Annotated in this window: 15 protein-coding genes; 10 read left to right on the forward strand and 5 right to left on the reverse strand. The window is 67.4% G+C overall.

Annotation, left to right across the window (positions count from 1 at the left end; genetic code table 11):
* Positions 1 to 49 precede the first annotated feature (49 nt).
* Entirely contained in the window at positions 50 to 2,371 is a 2,322-nt protein-coding gene (locus V3B41_RS10750; protein ID WP_197633566.1) for a DUF1631 domain-containing protein, read from the reverse strand.
* Positions 2,372 to 2,702: 331 nt separating this feature from the next.
* On the opposite strand from V3B41_RS10750, the gene V3B41_RS10755 reads away from it, so the two are divergent.
* Genes V3B41_RS10755 through V3B41_RS10770 form a run of 4 tightly spaced genes read left to right on the forward strand, consistent with a single transcriptional unit; the run spans position 2,703 to position 5,557 of the window.
* A complete protein-coding gene (locus V3B41_RS10755; protein ID WP_049428784.1) occupies positions 2,703 to 3,284 on the forward strand; it encodes a nitroreductase in 582 nt (193 codons plus the stop codon).
* Positions 3,281 to 4,216 carry a 5'-3' exonuclease H3TH domain-containing protein gene (locus V3B41_RS10760; RefSeq protein ID WP_197620617.1) on the forward strand — a complete coding sequence of 312 codons (936 nt, stop codon included), beginning with the start codon at positions 3,281 to 3,283 and terminating at the stop codon, positions 4,214 to 4,216. The genes V3B41_RS10755 and V3B41_RS10760 overlap by 4 nt, the downstream gene beginning before the upstream one ends.
* On the forward strand, positions 4,213 to 4,767 hold the full coding sequence (locus V3B41_RS10765) for an NUDIX hydrolase (RefSeq protein WP_049428757.1): 555 nt from the start codon (positions 4,213 to 4,215) through the stop codon (positions 4,765 to 4,767). The genes V3B41_RS10760 and V3B41_RS10765 overlap by 4 nt, the downstream gene beginning before the upstream one ends.
* Complete coding sequence (locus V3B41_RS10770) at positions 4,760 to 5,557, forward strand: N-formylglutamate amidohydrolase (RefSeq protein WP_197620619.1); 798 nt, start codon at positions 4,760 to 4,762, stop codon at positions 5,555 to 5,557. Before V3B41_RS10765 ends, V3B41_RS10770 begins: the two co-directional genes overlap by 8 nt.
* A gap of 32 nt (positions 5,558 to 5,589) precedes the next feature.
* Here the strand turns inward: V3B41_RS10770 and V3B41_RS10775 are convergent, their stop codons facing one another.
* Positions 5,590 to 6,261, reverse strand: coding sequence for a hypothetical protein (locus V3B41_RS10775; RefSeq protein WP_049428753.1), 672 nt, complete (start codon positions 6,259 to 6,261; stop codon positions 5,590 to 5,592).
* Positions 6,258 to 7,676, reverse strand: a complete 1,419-nt coding sequence (locus V3B41_RS10780) for an MFS transporter (RefSeq protein ID WP_329861119.1) — start codon at positions 7,674 to 7,676, stop codon at positions 6,258 to 6,260. Before V3B41_RS10780 ends, V3B41_RS10775 begins: the two co-directional genes overlap by 4 nt.
* Before the next feature lie 106 nt (positions 7,677 to 7,782).
* Between V3B41_RS10780 and V3B41_RS10785 the strand changes: the two genes are divergently transcribed.
* The gene (locus V3B41_RS10785) at positions 7,783 to 8,667 is read left to right on the forward strand and encodes a LysR family transcriptional regulator (RefSeq protein ID WP_049428749.1); all 885 of its coding nucleotides are present in this window, start codon (positions 7,783 to 7,785) and stop codon (positions 8,665 to 8,667) included.
* A 129-nt stretch (positions 8,668 to 8,796) separates the two neighbouring features.
* Here V3B41_RS10785 and pip read toward each other — a convergent pair whose 3' ends face one another.
* Positions 8,797 to 9,738, reverse strand: coding sequence for a prolyl aminopeptidase (pip, locus tag V3B41_RS10790; protein WP_014646006.1), 942 nt, complete (start codon positions 9,736 to 9,738; stop codon positions 8,797 to 8,799).
* Between the two features lie 48 nt (positions 9,739 to 9,786).
* A complete protein-coding gene (prmC, locus tag V3B41_RS10795) occupies positions 9,787 to 10,644 on the reverse strand; it encodes a peptide chain release factor N(5)-glutamine methyltransferase (protein WP_049428748.1) in 858 nt (285 codons plus the stop codon).
* Between the two features lie 321 nt (positions 10,645 to 10,965).
* Here prmC and ahpC point away from each other — a divergent pair, with 321 nt between their 5' ends.
* The 5 genes from ahpC to V3B41_RS10820 all read left to right on the forward strand — a co-directional run bounded on the left by ahpC (position 10,966) and on the right by V3B41_RS10820 (position 15,928).
* Positions 10,966 to 11,529 (forward strand): alkyl hydroperoxide reductase subunit C, encoded by a 564-nt coding sequence (ahpC, locus tag V3B41_RS10800; RefSeq protein WP_005415368.1) that lies wholly within the window; start codon positions 10,966 to 10,968, stop codon positions 11,527 to 11,529.
* Positions 11,530 to 11,753: 224 nt separating this feature from the next.
* Positions 11,754 to 13,346, forward strand: a complete 1,593-nt coding sequence (gene ahpF, locus V3B41_RS10805) for an alkyl hydroperoxide reductase subunit F (protein WP_049428746.1) — start codon at positions 11,754 to 11,756, stop codon at positions 13,344 to 13,346.
* 85 nt (positions 13,347 to 13,431) lie between these two features.
* Positions 13,432 to 14,394: a LysR substrate-binding domain-containing protein gene (locus tag V3B41_RS10810; protein ID WP_049436468.1), complete on the forward strand. Its 963-nt coding sequence runs from the start codon at positions 13,432 to 13,434 to the stop codon at positions 14,392 to 14,394.
* A gap of 122 nt (positions 14,395 to 14,516) precedes the next feature.
* Positions 14,517 to 14,921 (forward strand): nucleoside diphosphate kinase regulator, encoded by a 405-nt coding sequence (gene rnk / locus V3B41_RS10815; protein WP_049428742.1) that lies wholly within the window; start codon positions 14,517 to 14,519, stop codon positions 14,919 to 14,921.
* 50 nt (positions 14,922 to 14,971) lie between these two features.
* The gene (locus tag V3B41_RS10820; protein WP_329861031.1) at positions 14,972 to 15,928 is read left to right on the forward strand and encodes a transaldolase; all 957 of its coding nucleotides are present in this window, start codon (positions 14,972 to 14,974) and stop codon (positions 15,926 to 15,928) included.
* Positions 15,929 to 16,047 lie beyond the last annotated feature (119 nt).

A 16,047-nucleotide genomic window follows, 5' to 3' on the forward strand; every position in this document is an offset into this window, starting at 1 on the left:
AGGTCCCCGCTGATCGGTGAGTTTTCCCGATCCTAGCAGGCGGCTCCACTCAGTGCAGGGTGGCGCTGCCCGGGTCCAGCCGATCGATCACGCCCTGCATCGCGCTGTCGAACGCACCGTCATCCACATGGGCGCGCAGACGTCCCAGCCGCACCATCACCGCCAGTTCCTCCGGCGAGGCTACGCAGAAGCGCACGCCACGACGGTTGACGAACAGCAGGCGCGAGGAAATCGGGCTGACCCAGGACAGCTTGCCGGCCTGCACCTTGCCGTCCTTGTCGACGAAATCCAGCCAGTTGCCGATCTCCATTCGACGGAAGCGATCGGCGTCGGCATTGTCGAAATCATCGGCATCGATCTGGCCGCTCAGCTCCACCGCCGGTGATTCAGCCACCGGGGGGGTGGGCAGTGCGACCTGAGGCAGTTCCGGCAGCCCGCGCTGCAGTTCCGGCCGCGATTCGGCAATGCCCTGCAGGGTGTCATGCAGGGCATCGATGGCGCCGGTGGCGGCGTCGCCATGCACGCCCACGCTGGCGAACACCTTGGCCAGCACCGGCTGCCAGGCCTGCAGCCACGGCTTGCCGACGATCTGGCGGCGGGCCTCGGCCACTTCCTCCAGCAGGCCGTCGCCCAGGCTCAGTGCCTCGGCCACCGACGCGCCCTCCTCGCCCTCGCGCAGCAGCGCCAGGGTCAGGTGGTGCTGCCATGGCTGGCGCAGGAATTCAGCGATGGCCGGCGGCAGGGTGGCATCACCAATGCGGCGGTCCAGCTCGGCACCGGCACGGGTACGGGCCATTTCCAGCTTTTCCTGGCCACGCTGCGTTTCGGCGGCGCGACGCTCGGCGATTTCCACGCGACGGCGATGCTGCACAAGGAACTCGCGGAACTCCTCTTCCAGGGTGAGGAAGATCGCCAGGTTCTCGTTGAACTCGGCAACCAGGCGCTCGATGATCTCCTCGACCTTGGCCATCAGCATGCGCTCGGCCTGGCTTTCGCCGGTGTTGCCTTCGCAGGCCTCGGCCAGCGAGTTGAGCAGCTTGCGCGCCGGATGGGTCTTCTGCACGAACATGCGGCGGTCGAGCATTGCGACCTTGACGAACGGCACCACCAGGCGGCCGATCAACTCGCGCGAGCGGCCTTCCAGTTCGCGCTCGTCCAGCATCACGTCGAACAGCATGCCCACCAGGTCGATCGCATCCTCGTCCTGCGGGTCCAGCCGGGTCTGGCCCGGATCGACACCGAGACGGGTGGCGCTGGACAGCACTTCGCTCTTCAACCGCTGCGCCAACGATTCGCCGTCCTCGCCGATCGCCGCGCGCAGGGTCGCACTGGGCGTGGCCTGCAGCAGCGACAGCACCGACATCATCTCGCGCTGGCTGAGCGGACGCTGCTGGCCGATCGCCACCTGTGCGGCCGACGTCGCGTCCTCGCGCACGTGGCGGGTCTGCTGCAGCAGTTCGTGCAGCGCCTCCAGCAGCATGCCCTGCTGGCCCGCATGGGCGTCGCCGGTGCCGCCGTCTTCGGCGCCCAGGTGCTGCTGCATGTGCCCACGCCGCTCGGACCAGCGTGCGGCAAAGCGCTGCGCCCAGGCCGGCGCGGCCTGCTCGTCATCACCGAATTCGCCGTCCAGGCCCGTGCCCGGGCGCTGCTCCACCAGGTCATCCAGGCCCGAGGCCATGCGCGGGTCGGGCGCCGCCGACAGTGGACGCCGCGGCGCTCCCATCTGCGACATCACCCCGGCCGCGGCCAGTTGCTCGTCCAGCTTCTCGTAGATGCGACCCACCGGCGCGCGCAGGTCGCGCTCGCACAGCTTGATCAGCACCAGGTGCACTTCCGGAGCCAGTTCGCAGCCGGCAAAGGCTTCGTGGATGGCCACGCCCAGGTGTTCGGGGCTGATGGGATTATGGTCGGCATCCAGTTCGGCGCCGCCGATCAGACGGCCCAGGCGGCGGTCGAGCCGCGCCAGGACCGGCTTGAAGTCACGCAGCAGCACCGTGGCGAAATTGCGCACCGCCAGCCGCGACTCCAGCACGTGCTCGGCCAGCAGGCTCAGGCCATCCTCGGCTGGGCCGGACAGCGTCGATTCGGCCGACATGGGCTCACCACTGGCCAGCGCATCCCAGGCCCGCTGCAGGTGGCCAGAGAAGGCACCGGCAATGTCCTCGCGGCGGCGGCGCAGTTCGCGCATCGCATCCAGGAACAGCAGCTGCGACGAACCGGCATTGCCGGCCCGATCGAACAGGGCATCGTCGAAGCGCGCCAGTGCCGCGCCGAAGGCCTGGCACAGCGCGGGCAGGACCATGTCCCGGGCAAGCTGGAGCTGGGCCGGGTCACGGCCCGGCGATCCCATCGGTGTGGGCGCGCTCATCATTCGGGAAGGCTCCCCACCTTCTCTGGTACGACAGACAACGTGGACATCGCGACAACCGGCACACCCCATGTACCGGTACGTCGATGGTAGGCCGGCCAGCCCGTCACGGACAGTGAAACAGTCCTCACTTCAAACCTCATGACCGGCGGCCCGGCAAGGTAGATATCGTAAGCCGTGCAAGGCCTGCGAGGCGAGGGGAAGCGGCCGTCCGTTTCCCGCCAGTGGCATGACGTTCATCACAGTTTGATATTCAAAGGCCAGACGCGACACAGACGGTGTCTTTGACCACCCCGACTATAATCAAACCTCCGTGATGACCGGTTCAGACTCCATGCCCGACCCCGCCGCCCTGCTCGCCCTGGATGCCCGCCGCTCCGTGCCTTCGCGGCAGCTGGCCGAGCCCGGCCCGGATCCGGCCACCCTGCAGCGGATGCTGGCCTCGGCCGTGCGTGTGCCCGACCACGGCAAGCGCGTGCCGTTCCGCTTCCTGAAGATCGCCGGCGATGCACGTCACACTCTGGGCGACTTCCTGGCCGAGCGCAGCCGCCAACGCGACCCGCACGCCGGCGAGGCCGTGTTCGAAAAGGACCGCCAGCGATTCAGCCATGCGCCGCTGGTGATCGTGGTGGTGGCCAGCCCGCGCCCGGACCCGAAGGTGCCCGAACAGGAGCAGCTGATGACCGCCGGCTGCGTCTGCTTCGCCCTGCTGCAGGCCGCGCAGGCGCTGGGCTTCGGCGCGCAGTGGCTGACCGCCTGGATGGCCTTCGACCCGGCCGTGCAGGCCTACCTGGGGCTGTCCGAGGGCGAAGGCATTGCCGGTTTCATCCATATCGGCACGCCGAAGGCCGCCGTGCCCGAGCGCGAGCGTCCGGACCCGGCCGCCCTGCTGCGCGACTGGACGCCTCCGGCATGACCCTGCCGGTACCACCGCCGTCGCTGTACCTGGTCGACGCCAGCATCTACGTGTTCCGCGCCTGGCACTCGCTGCCGGACCAGTTCCAGGACGCGCAGGGCTGGCCGACCAATGCCGTGCACGGCTTCGCCCGCTTCCTGCTGGACCTGCTCGAGCGCGAGCGCCCGCGTCACATCGCCATCGCCTTCGACGAAGCACTGGACAGTGGCTTCCGCCACCGCCTGTACCCGGCCTACAAGGCCAACCGCGACCCGGCGCCGGAGGCGCTCAAGCGCCAGTTCGTGCACTGCAAGGCGCTGTGCGCGGCGTTGGGCCTTGCCGTTCTGGCCCACCACGAATACGAGGCAGATGACCTGATCGGCAGCGCCCTGCATGTGAATCGTGGCAGCCACCGCGGCGTGATCATCTCCGCCGACAAGGACCTGTCGCAGCTGCTGCTGGACCACGACGAACAGTGGGACTACGCACGCAACCAGCGCTGGGACGTGGCCGGGGTGAAGGCACGACACGGCGTGCATGCGCACCAGATCGCCGATTACCTGGCGCTGTGTGGCGACGCGGTGGACAACATTCCCGGTGTCAGTGGCGTCGGCAGCAAGTCCGCTGCCGTGCTGCTGGCCCATTTCGGCAGCATGGACGTGCTGTACGAGCGACTGGATGAAGTGCCGTTCCTGCGCCTGCGTGGCGCCGCCCAGATGGCCGTGCGCCTGCGCGAGCAGCGCGAGCACGCCCTGCTCTGGCGCCAGCTGACCACCATCGCGCTGGACGCGCCGCTGGAAGGCAGCCAACCCGGCCTGCTGCGCCAGACCGCCGATCCCGAGCTGCTCAGCGGCCTGTGCCAGACCCTGCGCTTCGGCCCGATGACACGCCGCCGGCTGTTCGATGCCGCCGGCGTACCCGATATTCTTCCCACCCACAGCGAGCCCGCATGAGCCAGCGCAACACCGAAGCCCCGCGTGTCGTCTATGAAGGCAAGTACCAGCGCATGCTGGTGCGCGGCACCTGGGAATACAGCGAACGTACCCATGCCGGTGGCCTGGCCGCGATCATCATCGCCGTCACCCCCGAGGACAAGGTGCTGTTCGTCGAGCAGTTCCGCGTGCCGCTGCAGGCCCCCACCATCGAGATGCCGGCCGGCCTGGTCGGCGACATCCACGCCGGCGAGTCGATCGAAGTCTCGGCGGTGCGCGAGCTGGAGGAAGAAACCGGCTGGACCGCCGATCACGCCGAAGTGCTGATGATCGGCCCGACGTCCTCTGGCGCCAGCAGCGAGAAGATCGCCTTCGTGCGCGCCACCGGCCTGCGCCGTGTCGGCGAGGGCGGTGGTGATGACAGCGAAGACATCACCGTGCACGAGATTCCGCGTGCTCGGGCGGCTGCCTGGCTGGTAGAGAAAATGGGCGAAGGCTACGAGCTGGATGCCAAGCTCTGGGCCGGGCTGTGGATGATCGAGCACCATCTGGACGGACGCCCGCGTGGCTGACGCCGATCTGCACGCGCTGCCTGCGCTGCTGGGCGCAGACGACCCGGCGATCCACACGATCCACCGGCCGCAGGGCGCCTCGCCGTTCCTGCTGCTGGCCGACCATGCCGGCCAGCGGGTGCCGCGCGTCCTCGCAGGCCTGGGCTTGCCGCAGGCCGAACTGGACCGCCATATCGGCTGGGACATCGGCATTGCTGGCACCACCCGCGCACTGTCCGAACGGCTGGATGCCTGGGCGATCGAACAGACCTATTCGCGGCTGCTGATCGACTGCAACCGCCCGCTGGCGTCGCCAACGCTGATTCCGGAAGTGAGCGACCACACGGTGGTGCCAGGCAATACCGGGCTGTCGGCAGCGCAGCGGCAACAACGCATCGAAGCGATCCACGCGCCCTACCACGCGCGCATCGACGCCGAGCTTGATGCACGCCGTGATGCAGGCCGCCCCACGCTGCTGGTGATGATGCACAGCTTCACCCCGGCGATGAACGGCATGCAGCGGCCGTGGCATGCCGGCGTGCTGTACCACCAGGACACGCGTTTTGCCCATGCGCTGCTGCAGGCACTGCGCGACGAGGGCGACCTGGTGGTGGGTGACAATGAGCCGTATTCGGTCAGCAGTACCAGTGACTATGCGGTGCCGGTGCATGGCGAAGGCCGTGGCCTGGTGCACGTGGAGCTGGAGATCCGCCAGGACCTGATTGCCGACGTGGCCGGGCAGCAGGCGTGGGCGGAGCGGCTGGCGCGGATCTTCAGCGCATTGCAGCCGCAGTTGCTGGCGTTTGGTTGAACGTCATCCAGGCATGGCATGGATGGTGTTGTTCAACGCAATGCGGGCGCGTCCATCCACGGGAACGGCTTGTAGCCACGCACCTGCAGCGTCGCGCCGATGTCGGCGAAGTCATCCTTGATCGCCTGCGCACGACGCCGATCCAGCGCTTCACCCAGCAGTAGCGGCAACGCGCGGCAACGCGCCAATGCATCGCCCACCGGAATCTCCAGCAGGCGCGCCACGCGCTGCGCCGCCGCTTTGATCTGCGCTTCCGGGCACGCGTTCAATGCCATATCGAAGGACGCGAAGATGCCTGTGCCCACACCCGCCTCGCGTGCAGCCGCCTGTTCCGCAGCTTCCGCTTCGCCCAGGGCCTCATCGATGCCTTCGACCTGCCGGAACGCGTCGTACTCGGCGTAGTACGCCAGCGCCTGCGCGTAGTCCCGCAGCGAAGACAACGGGCGCTGCCGCTTCTGCACGTCGAGCACGTCCGCAAACGTCGCAGGTTCCAGGAACGTGCCCAGGCCCAGCGCGCGCGCTTCAGCCGGAACCTCGCTGTCCTCATCGAATGCGGCATCCTCATCGGGTGGCAACCAGAAGCGCGCCTGCAGCAGGTCGTCATCGGTGGCGTGCACCCAACCGAAGGAGCCGTACACCTCATCATCATCGTTGCAGGCTGCGAAGGCATGCAGGGTCTGTTGCAGGTCCAGCAGTTCGATCATGCGTCGGTGCTCAGGCAGGCGGTTGCTGACGAGTCTACCGGCGCCGGGCGCAGGCCCAGCGCGATCACCACGCCGAGCGCAGCGAACAGCGCGGCGCCGTACTGTGCATTGACCATGCCCTGCAGGGCATCGGCACTGGTTGCTGCCTGCGTGCTGCGCGCCGCGTTGGCCACCATCACCAGTACCGCCAATCCCAGCGCGCCACCGATCTGCTGGGCGGTGGCGGCCATGCCGGACGCGACACCCTGCTGCGGTCCCGGCACGCCCTGACCGGCCACGATCCACATCGCTGTCCAGCTCATGCCCTGGCCGACACTGAGCACCACGATGCCCGGCAGCAGCGGCCAGTAGCCAGCGCCATGCGGCATCGCCACTGCCACCGCAGCGATGCCGATGGCACCGGCGGCGAAGCCCCAGGCCAGTACCTGCCGTGGCGAACGGCGCCGCAGCATGCGTTCGGCAATACGAATGCCGAAAGTGCACACCAGCGTCGGCAGCAGGAAGGCCATGCCGGCCTGCAGCGGGCTCCAGCCGTAGCCATCCTGGAAGTACAGCGCAAGGAAGTAGTACTGCACGCCATAGCTGCCCATGAAGGCGAAGGTCAGGCCGAGTGCCGCGCGCAGGCCAGGCAGGCGCAACAGCGAAAACTGCATCAGCGGGTCACGGCTGCGCTTTTCGATCTGCACGAACGCCGCCAGCAGTACCGCTGAAAGCAGCAGGCAGATGAGCGTGGCCGGTGCCGTCCAGCCCCACTCCGGCCCTTGCACCAGGGTGGTGACCAGCAGGCTGCCGCCGGCGGTGACGGTGAGGCAACCGGCCAGGTCGAACGAACGTCCCTGCACCCGTGGGCCATCGGCCGGTAGCCATGCACCGGCAGCCACTGCGCATGCGGTGGCCAGCGGCACGATCACCGCCAGCACTGCCGGCCAGCCGAACGCCTGGGTCAGCACGCCGCCGAGCAGCGTGCCCAGCGCCAGGCCGACCGCGCTGGCCATGCTCCAGATCGCCAGCGCGCGGTTGCGCACCGGGCCTTCGGCGTACAGCGTGTTGATCAGCGCCAGCGTGGCCGGGAACAGCAGCGCCGCACCGACGCCCTGTGCGGCACGCGCGATGATCAGCAGGGTCGCGTTCGGCGCAAGCGCGCCGAGCAGCGAGGCCAGTGCGAACAGCAGCATGCCCAGCCGGTAGAAGCGACGGCGCCCGATCAGATCGGCGGCACGCCCCCCCAGCAGCAGGCTGCCACCAAAGGCCACGGTGTAGGCACTGACCACCCACTGCAGCTGCTGCGCGTTGATCTGCAGCGCGCGGCCCATGTCATGCAGGGCGACGAAGATGATGGTGGCGTCGAGGGCGATGATCAGCTGCGCGGTGGCCAGCAGGGTCAGCGCCCAGCGTGGATAGTTGAGGGGAGGCATCGGCGGGTTGAAGCGGTGGGGGGAGCGCAGTCTCATTGATGCGCCCATATCAATAAACCCCTTGAAGCCCATATCTGTCATGATTTTTCGCATGAATGGAGCCTCGATGGACCTCAATGCGGTGCGCATGCTGGTGCAGGTGGCGGAAGCGCGCAGCTTCACGGTGGCCGCCGGCCAGCTCGGCCTGAGCCAGTCCGGCCTGTCGCGCGCGATCGGCCGACTGGAGGCCACGCTGGGGGTGAAGCTGCTGCAGCGGAATACCCGCAACGTGGCGCTGACCCCGGATGGCCGCCAGTTCGTCGAACAGGTGATGCCGCTGCTGGCTGGCCTCGACGATGCCGAGCGGCAGCTGGCCGACCGACCCTGCACGCCCTCGGGCACCTTGAAGATCAGCGCGCCGTCGATGTTCGGCCGCAAGGTGCTCGTGCCAATGCTGGCACCGCTGCTGCAACAGCATCCGCAGCTGCAGGTGGAAGCGGTGCTGAGCGACCGCCTGGTCGATCTGGTCGAGGAAGGGTTCGATGCCGCGCTGCGTACCGGCGTCATCGCCGACCAGCGCATTGTTGCGCGGCCCTTGCGGCCGCTGCGCTGGGTGACCGTGGCCAGCCCGGACTATCTGGCCCGCTGCGGCGCGCCGGTCGATGTGACCGCGCTGCAGGACCACGCCTGCCTGGCCGTGCGCAACCTGCGTAGTGGCCGCGTGGTCAACTGGCAGTTCCTGCACGACGGCCAGCTACGGGAAGTCACGCCGCCGACGCGGATGGTGTTCGACAGCGGCGATCCACTGGTGGAAGCGGCCATCGCCGGCATCGGCATCGTGCAGGTGATGGATTTCGCGGTGGCCGACGCGCTGGCCGATGGCCGGCTGCAGCGCGTGCTGCAGCCGTTCGAAGGCCGCAGCCGTGCGTTGTCGTTGATCTACCCGCCGTCGCGGCAGCACTCACCGAAACTGCAGGTGCTGGCTGACGCGTTGCTGGCCGGGAACTGGTAGATCCACGCCATGCGTGGAGGCTCCTGCGTTGCCCCCATCCACGCATGGCGTGGATCTACCGGCCGGTGCATCCGGGTCGGGGTCAGAGCCCTTTCCTTGGGAAAGGGATCTAACCCCTGGCGTTGCCGATCAGGCGAAGCTATCGGTGGCGCGCACCAGCGCGTCCACGTTCTCGGCCTCGAACGCCGAGTGGCCCGAGGCCGGGGTGATTTCCAGCTTCGCCTTCGGCCATACCTTGGTCAGGTCCCAGGCATTGGCCAGCGGGCAGACCACGTCGTAGCGGCCGTGCACGATCACGCCCGGGATGTCGGCGATGCGGTGCGCGTCGCGCAGCAGCTGGTCTTCCACCTCGAAGAAGCCACCGTTGACGAAGTAGTGGTTCTCGATGCGGGCGAAGGCCAGCGCGAAGTGCGGGTCTTCGTGGCTGTTGATGAAGTCGTCATCGACGTGCAGGAAGCTGGTCGCACCTTCCCACACCGCCCAGGCCTTGGCCGCTTCCAGGCGGGTGGTTTCGTCGTCGCTGGTCAGGCGGCGGTGGAAGGCCGAGATCAGGTCATGACGCTCCACCGACGGGATCGGCTTCAGATAATGCTCCCAGGCATCCGGGAACAGGCGGTTGGCACCTTCCTGGTAGAACCATTCCAGTTCCCAGCGGCGCAGCATGAAGATGCCGCGCAGCACCAGCTCGGTCACACGCTGCGGGTGGGTTTCTGCATAGGCCAGGGCCAGGGTCGAACCCCAGCTGCCGCCGAATACCTGCCAGCGATCCACCTTCAGGTGCTCGCGCAGCTTTTCGATATCGGCAACGAGGTCCCAGGTGGTGTTGTCCACCAGGTCGGCGTGCGGGGTGGAACGGCCGGCACCACGCTGGTCGAACAGGATGATGCGGTACTTCGACGGGTCGTGGAACTGGCGCATCTTGTCGCTGCAGCCGCCGCCCGGGCCACCGTGCAGCATCACCACCGGCTTGCCATCCGGGTTGCCGCACTGTTCGAAGTACAGCGTGTGGCGGTCATCGACCTTCAGGGTGCCGACGTCGTAGGGGGTGATGGCGGGGTACAGCGTACGCATGCTTGCAGCTCCAGGGTGATGCCCTGCCGGGGCAGGAGAACCTCCATTCTAGGCCGGTCGCCGGCCCAGGGTGATGCGGTCGCGCTGCTCCAGGTCCTGCACGGTCTGCACGTCGGCAAAACCCGCCGCGTCGAACAACGCGCGGATCGCCTGGCCCTGGTCCCAACCGTGCTCGATCAGCAGCCAACCATCAGGCAGCAGGTGGGCCAGGCCACCGTCGACGATGCGGCGGATGTCGTCCAGGCCGTCCACACCGGAGGCCAGCGCAGTGGCCGGTTCAAAACGCAGGTCGCCCTGTTCCAGATGCGGGTCGTCGCTGGCGATGTACGGCGGGTTGCTGGCAATCAGATCAAAGCGCGCGCCCTGCAGCGGCGCGTACCAGTCGTGGCCCCCCTGGGCGAAGCGCACGTTGCGCAGTTCATGGCGCGCGGCGTTGCGCGTGGCCACGGCCAGCGCGCCCGGGCTGGCATCGGTGGCCAGCACCTGCGCCTGCGGCCGCTCGCTGGCCAGCGCCAGCGCGATCGCACCGCTCCCGGTGCCGAGGTCGGCCACCTGCAGGTCGCGATTGGCCGGCAGGCGCTCCAGCGCCAGTTCCACCAGCAGTTCGGTTTCCGGGCGCGGAATCAGCGTGGCCGGGTCGACCTCCAGATCCAGCGTCCAGAAGCCGCGGCGGCCGGTCAGGTAGGCAACCGGCTCGCCGGCCACACGGCGGGCCAGCAACGCCTCGAAGACCGCCTGGTCGGCAGCGGCCAGCGGATCGGTGGCGTGCGCGAACAGCCAGCTGCGCGGGCGCTCCAGTACATGCAGCAGCAGCAGTTCGACCTCGTGGCGGGCTTCAACGCCGCCGAGGCGGGCGCTGGCATCGGCCACGATCTGGCGCAGGGAGGATTCGGTTTTGACAGACATGCCGCAATTGTAGAGCCGAGCCCATGCTCGGCTGCTTCTGGGACAGCCGAGCGTAGGCTCGGCTCTACAACAGCGGAATCCGTTCAGGTTCTGGCGAACGGGATAAGGACGGGCTATCGGCCGCATTCACCTGCCGGGAAAGATTTTCCTTGTAATACAGGCAGTTGCAGGATGGGAGCGGCAAGGTTCAGTGTCGGCTCATGGCCTTTTGATAGACTCCATCTATCAAATAGATGCAATCAATGGATTGTTCTTATCGCCAGCGAGTCGGTAACCTAGCTCCTGTCGATTCACCCACTCCCCTTCACCAGAGGAAAAACGATGTCCCTGATCAACACCCAGATCCAGCCGTTTGAAGCCAACGCTTACCACAATGGCGAGTTCATCAAGGTTTCCGATGCCAGCCTGAAGGGCCAGTGGTCCGTCCTGATCTTCATGCCGGCCGCCTTCACCTTCAACTGCCCGACCGAGATCGAAGACGCGGCTGACCATTACGCCGAGTTCAAGAAGGCTGGCGCCGAGGTCTACATCGTCACCACCGACACCCACTTCTCTCACAAGGTGTGGCACGAAACCTCGCCGGCCGTCGGCAAGGCCCAGTTCCCGCTGGTCGGCGACCCGACCCACCAGCTGACCCGCGCCTTCGGCGTGCACATTGAAGAAGAAGGCCTGGCCCTGCGCGGCACCTTCATCATCAACCCGGAAGGCGTGATCAAGACCCTGGAGATCCACTCCAACGAGATCGCCCGTGACGTGTCCGAGACCCTGCGCAAGCTGAAGGCTGCCCAATTCACCGCCGCCAACCCGAACCAGGTGTGCCCGGCCAAGTGGAAGGAAGGCGAGAAGACCCTGACCCCGTCGCTGGACCTGGTCGGCAAGATCTAACGCAGTACCGGCCTGCCGCGGCCCCACGCCACGGCGCGCCCTTCATCCCCGTGCCGGTCCCCCGCCGGCGTGGGGGTGAACCCAAGACAGCCAACGCGCGCCAGCCTTGGCCAGCCAGCCCCTTCCACGGTCGCTGTCTTGGGTTCACCCCTACCCCCTGCTGGTCCGCTACCTTCTACAGCGGTGCCACGACCCCTGTTTGCCTGAAGCCAGGAGATGACCCGATGTTGGACGCCAACCTGCAGTCGCAGCTGAAGACCTATCTGGAGCGCGTGACCCGCCCGATCCAGATCACCGCGCACGCCGACGACGGCGCCAAGTCGCAGGAAATGCTGGAACTGCTGCAGACCCTGGAAAGCCTGTCGGACAAGATCTCGCTGCAGGTGCTGCGCGACGGCCAGGGCCGCGTGCCCTCGTTCGACCTGGGCACGCCGGGCCAGGATATCCACCTGACCTTCGCCGGCCTGCCGATGGGCCACGAGTTCACCTCGCTGGTGCTGGCGCTGCTGCAGGTCGGCGGTCATCCGTCCAAGGCCACCGCCGAACTGATCGAGCAGGTGCAGAACCTGGAAGGCGATTACAAGTTCGAAACCTACTTCTCGCTGTCCTGCCAGAACTGCCCGGACGTGGTGCAGGCGCTGAACCTGGCCGCCGTGCTCAACCCGCGCATCCAGCACGTGGCCATCGACGGTGCGCTGTTCCAGGACGAAGTGGAGAAGCGCGAGATCATGTCCGTGCCCACCGTGTACCTCAACGGTGAAGTGTTCGACCAGGGCCGCATGACCCTGGAACAGATCGTGGCCAAGCTGGACACCAACGCCGGCAAGCGCGATGCCGAGAAGATCGCCGCCAAGGACGCCTTCGACGTGCTGGTGGTGGGCGGCGGCCCAGCCGGTGCCGCAGCGGCGATCTATGCCGCGCGCAAGGGCATCCGCACCGGCATCGCCGCCGAGCGTTTCGGTGGCCAGGTGCTTGACACCATGGCGATCGAGAACTTCATTTCGGTGAAGGAGACCGAGGGCCCGAAGCTGGCCACGGCGCTGGAACAGCACGTGCGCGAGTACGAGGTGGACATCATGAACCTGCAGCGCGCCAGTGCGCTGGTGCCGGCCGGCGAAGACGGCCTGGTGCAGGTGCAGCTGGAGAACGGCGCGGTGCTGAAGTCGCGCTCGGTGATCCTGTCCACCGGCGCGCGCTGGCGGCAGATGAACGTGCCGGGCGAAGACCAGTACCGCAACAAGGGCGTCGCCTACTGCCCGCACTGCGATGGCCCGCTGTTCAAGGGCAAGCGCGTGGCGGTGATCGGCGGCGGCAACTCCGGCGTGGAAGCGGCCATCGACCTGGCTGGCATCGTGTCGCATGTGACCCTGCTGGAGTTCGATTCCAGCCTGCGCGCCGATGAAGTGCTGCAGAAGAAGCTGCGCAGCCTGGGCAATGTCACCGTGCTGACCAGCGCGCAGACCACCGAGGTGCTGGGCGACGGCAGCCGCGTCACCGGCCTGGTCTACAAGGATCGCGTCGGCGGCGACGCCCACCGCGTCGAGCTGGAAGGCATCTTCGTGCAGATCGGCCTGCTGCCCAACACCGAATGGCTGAAGGACGTGGTGGCGCTGTCGCCGCGTGGCGAGATCGTCATCGACGACCGCGGCCAGACCAACCTGCCGGGTGTGTTCGCCGCTGGCGATTGCACGACGGTGCCCTACAAGCAGATCATCATCGCGATGGGCGCCGGTTCGACCGCCGCACTGAGCGCGTTCGACCACCTGATACGCTCGTCGGTGAGCAACAGCAGTGGTGCCGTTGCTGAAGCGGCCTGATCCACCGTTCCCAGATCACCGGGAACATTGTCTGCCTGTCGGGTAACCACGCCGTCAGCCGGTCCGTTATCCCTGGGGTGTAAGGATGAACCTACGTGATCTGAAGTACCTGGTAGCCCTGGCCGACCACAAGCATTTCGGCCGGGCTGCCGCCTCCTGCTTCGTCAGCCAGCCGACGCTGTCCACGCAGATCCGCAAGCTGGAAGAAGAACTGGGCCTGCCACTGGTGGAACGCGCACCGCGCAAGGTGATGCTGACCCCGGCCGGGCAGGAAGCGGCGGCACGGGCACGGGTGATCGTGTCCGAAGTGGAACAACTCAAGGAAGCGGCGCGACGCAGCCGCGATCCGGAAGCCGGTACGGTGCGCCTGGGGATCTTCCCGACCCTGGGCCCCTACCTGTTGCCGCATGTGATCCCGCGCATCCGCGATCGCTTCCCGGAGCTGGAACTGCTGCTGGTCGAGGAAAAGAGCGATGTGCTGCTCGACCGCCTGCGCGAAGGCAAACTCGATGCTGCGCTGCTGGCGCTGCCGGTGATCGACGACCAGCTGCACGCCGAGTTCCTGTTCGAGGAACCGTTCCTGCTGGCCGTGTCCGGGCGCCACCCGCTGGCCCGCCGCGAGCACCTGGACGTGCAGGAACTGGCCACACAGAAGCTGCTGCTGCTGGAGGACGGGCACTGCCTGCGCGACCAGGCGCTGGAAGTCTGCCGCCTGTTCGGCGCCAACGAGAAGTCCGAGTTCCGCGCCACCAGCCTGGAGACGCTGCGGCAGATGGTTGCCGCCGACGTCGGTATCACCCTGCTGCCCAGCCTGTCGGTGCAGCCGCCAGTGCCGCGCTCGAACAACATCCGCCTGCTCGACTTCACCGGCGAGGGCCGTCCCAGCCGCCGCATCGCCATGATCTGGCGCCGCAGCTCGGCCATGAACGACTTCCTGATGGAGCTGGCCGACCAGTTCAAGCGCCTGCCGCAGGCGCTGTTCACCCTGGAAGCGGTCAACGCCGCCGGCGACACTGCCGCCCTGCCCGGCCCCGCGCTGAACGGCTGAGCCCCGCAGTACCGGCCTGGAATCGGCAGGAGTCGATTCCGGCCGCATTTGTCCCCACAATACAGACAGGCGGCGCCAGCAGGTGCCGCCTTTTGCATGGCTTTCAACCAAGGAGCTTCACCATGAGTACCGCCAGCGGCCTGCCGCCGTCGATCACCGTTTCTACCTTCGACATGGACCGCCTGGACGCCATGCTCGAATCCCCTGCGCTGAGCCAGACGCCTGCCGCGCTCGCGCTTGCTGAAGAACTCAACCGGGCCACCGTGCTGGCACCGGACCAGATTCCCGAAGGCATCGTCATGATGCATTCGCGCGTGGAGTGCGAAGATGAAGTGTCGGGCGAGAAGCACGTCCTGACCCTGGTCTTCCCCCGCGAAGCCAACGTCGACGAAGGCAAGGTTTCCGTGCTGGCCCCGGTCGGCAGTGCCCTGCTCGGCCTGGCCATCGGCCAGAGCATCGACTGGAACGCGCCCGGTGGCCGCAAGCTGCGCCTGCGCGTGACCGCGGTCCACAACGACCGCCCCTGACACCCGCTGCGCACCGCGCGCGATTCGATCCCCCTGCACCAGGAGCCGTAATGATTACCCCGTCCAAACTGTCCCAGCTGCGCGAACTGTCCGTGGTCGTTGCCGATACCGGTGACTACGACGCCATCAAGCGCCTGCAGCCGGTGGACTGCACCACCAACCCGACCCTGGTGAAGAAGGCGCTGGACCTGCCGGTCTATGCCGAGCTGATCGAACGCGAACTGGCCTGGGGCCGGCAGCAGACGGGCGACCGCGAAGCCGTGGTGCACGCCGTGGCCGACCGTCTGACCATCGGCGTCGGCGCGTTGCTGAGCACCCTGGTGCCGGGCCGCGTGTCCACCGAAGTGGATGCCGACCAGGCCCACGACACCGCCGCCACCGTGGCCAAGGCCCGCCAGTTCATCCAGATGTACGCCGATGCCGGCGTGCCGCGCGAGAAGATCCTGATCAAGATCGCCGCGACCTGGGAAGGCGTGGAGGCGGCGCGCATCCTGCAGGCCGAGGGCATCGACTGCAACCTGACCCTGATCTTCAACCCGACCCAGGCACTGGCCTGCAGCGAGGCCGGCGCGTTCCTGATCTCGCCGTTCGTCGGCCGTATCCTTGATTGGTACGTGGCCAACGGCCAGACCCCGGCCACCATCGACGAAGACCCGGGCGTGAAGTTCGTACGCGGTGTGTATGCCGAGTTCAAGCGCCGCGGTTCGCCGACCGTGGTGATGGGCGCTTCGTTCCGTTCGACCGCGCAGATCGAAGCGCTGGCCGGTTGCGACCGCCTGACCATTTCGCCGGACCTGCTGGAGAAGCTGGACGCCGACCACGGCGAGCTGCCGCGCAAGCTGGTGGCTGGTGCGGCTGATGGCGCCTCGGTGACCCCGATCGACGCAGCGAAGTTCGCGGCGGACCTGGCGGCCGATCCGATGGCCACCGAGAAGCTGGCGACTGGCATCGAGGCGTTTGCCAAGGATCTGGAAGCACTGCGCGAGCGGATCCGCGCGGCACTGTGAGGATTCCGGCCAACGGCTGAGCCCCTCGTGGCGGGGGGCTCGGTTCGGTAGAGTCGACTGTTAGTCGACTTGTTCCGCGCTTGGCCGGGCGGGTTGGATTCGCGGGGGACGCCGTGAAT

It is taken from the genome of Stenotrophomonas sp. SMYL89 (assembly GCF_036319985.1).
In the GTDB taxonomy this organism is placed as follows: domain Bacteria; phylum Pseudomonadota; class Gammaproteobacteria; order Xanthomonadales; family Xanthomonadaceae; genus Stenotrophomonas; species Stenotrophomonas maltophilia_Q.

Excerpts from the sequence above, each read along its gene's own strand:
- prmC (WP_049428748.1), bottom strand. The coding sequence starts at position 10,644 with ATGTCTGTCAAAACCGAATCCTCCCTGCGCCAGATCGTGGCCGATGCC.
- pip (WP_014646006.1), bottom strand. The coding sequence starts at position 9,738 with ATGCGTACGCTGTACCCCGCCATCACCCCCTACGACGTCGGCACCCTG.
- V3B41_RS10775 (WP_049428753.1), bottom strand. The coding sequence starts at position 6,261 with ATGATCGAACTGCTGGACCTGCAACAGACCCTGCATGCCTTCGCAGCC.
- V3B41_RS10810 (WP_049436468.1), top strand. The coding sequence starts at position 13,432 with ATGAACCTACGTGATCTGAAGTACCTGGTAGCCCTGGCCGACCACAAG.
- V3B41_RS10820 (WP_329861031.1), top strand. The coding sequence starts at position 14,972 with ATGATTACCCCGTCCAAACTGTCCCAGCTGCGCGAACTGTCCGTGGTC.
- V3B41_RS10780 (WP_329861119.1), bottom strand. The coding sequence starts at position 7,676 with ATGCCTCCCCTCAACTATCCACGCTGGGCGCTGACCCTGCTGGCCACC.
- V3B41_RS10785 (WP_049428749.1), top strand. The coding sequence starts at position 7,783 with ATGGACCTCAATGCGGTGCGCATGCTGGTGCAGGTGGCGGAAGCGCGC.
- V3B41_RS10765 (WP_049428757.1), top strand. The coding sequence starts at position 4,213 with ATGAGCCAGCGCAACACCGAAGCCCCGCGTGTCGTCTATGAAGGCAAG.
- V3B41_RS10755 (WP_049428784.1), top strand. The coding sequence starts at position 2,703 with ATGCCCGACCCCGCCGCCCTGCTCGCCCTGGATGCCCGCCGCTCCGTG.
- V3B41_RS10760 (WP_197620617.1), top strand. The coding sequence starts at position 3,281 with ATGACCCTGCCGGTACCACCGCCGTCGCTGTACCTGGTCGACGCCAGC.
- ahpC (WP_005415368.1), top strand. The coding sequence starts at position 10,966 with ATGTCCCTGATCAACACCCAGATCCAGCCGTTTGAAGCCAACGCTTAC.
- V3B41_RS10750 (WP_197633566.1), bottom strand. The coding sequence starts at position 2,371 with ATGATGAGCGCGCCCACACCGATGGGATCGCCGGGCCGTGACCCGGCC.
- rnk (WP_049428742.1), top strand. The coding sequence starts at position 14,517 with ATGAGTACCGCCAGCGGCCTGCCGCCGTCGATCACCGTTTCTACCTTC.
- ahpF (WP_049428746.1), top strand. The coding sequence starts at position 11,754 with ATGTTGGACGCCAACCTGCAGTCGCAGCTGAAGACCTATCTGGAGCGC.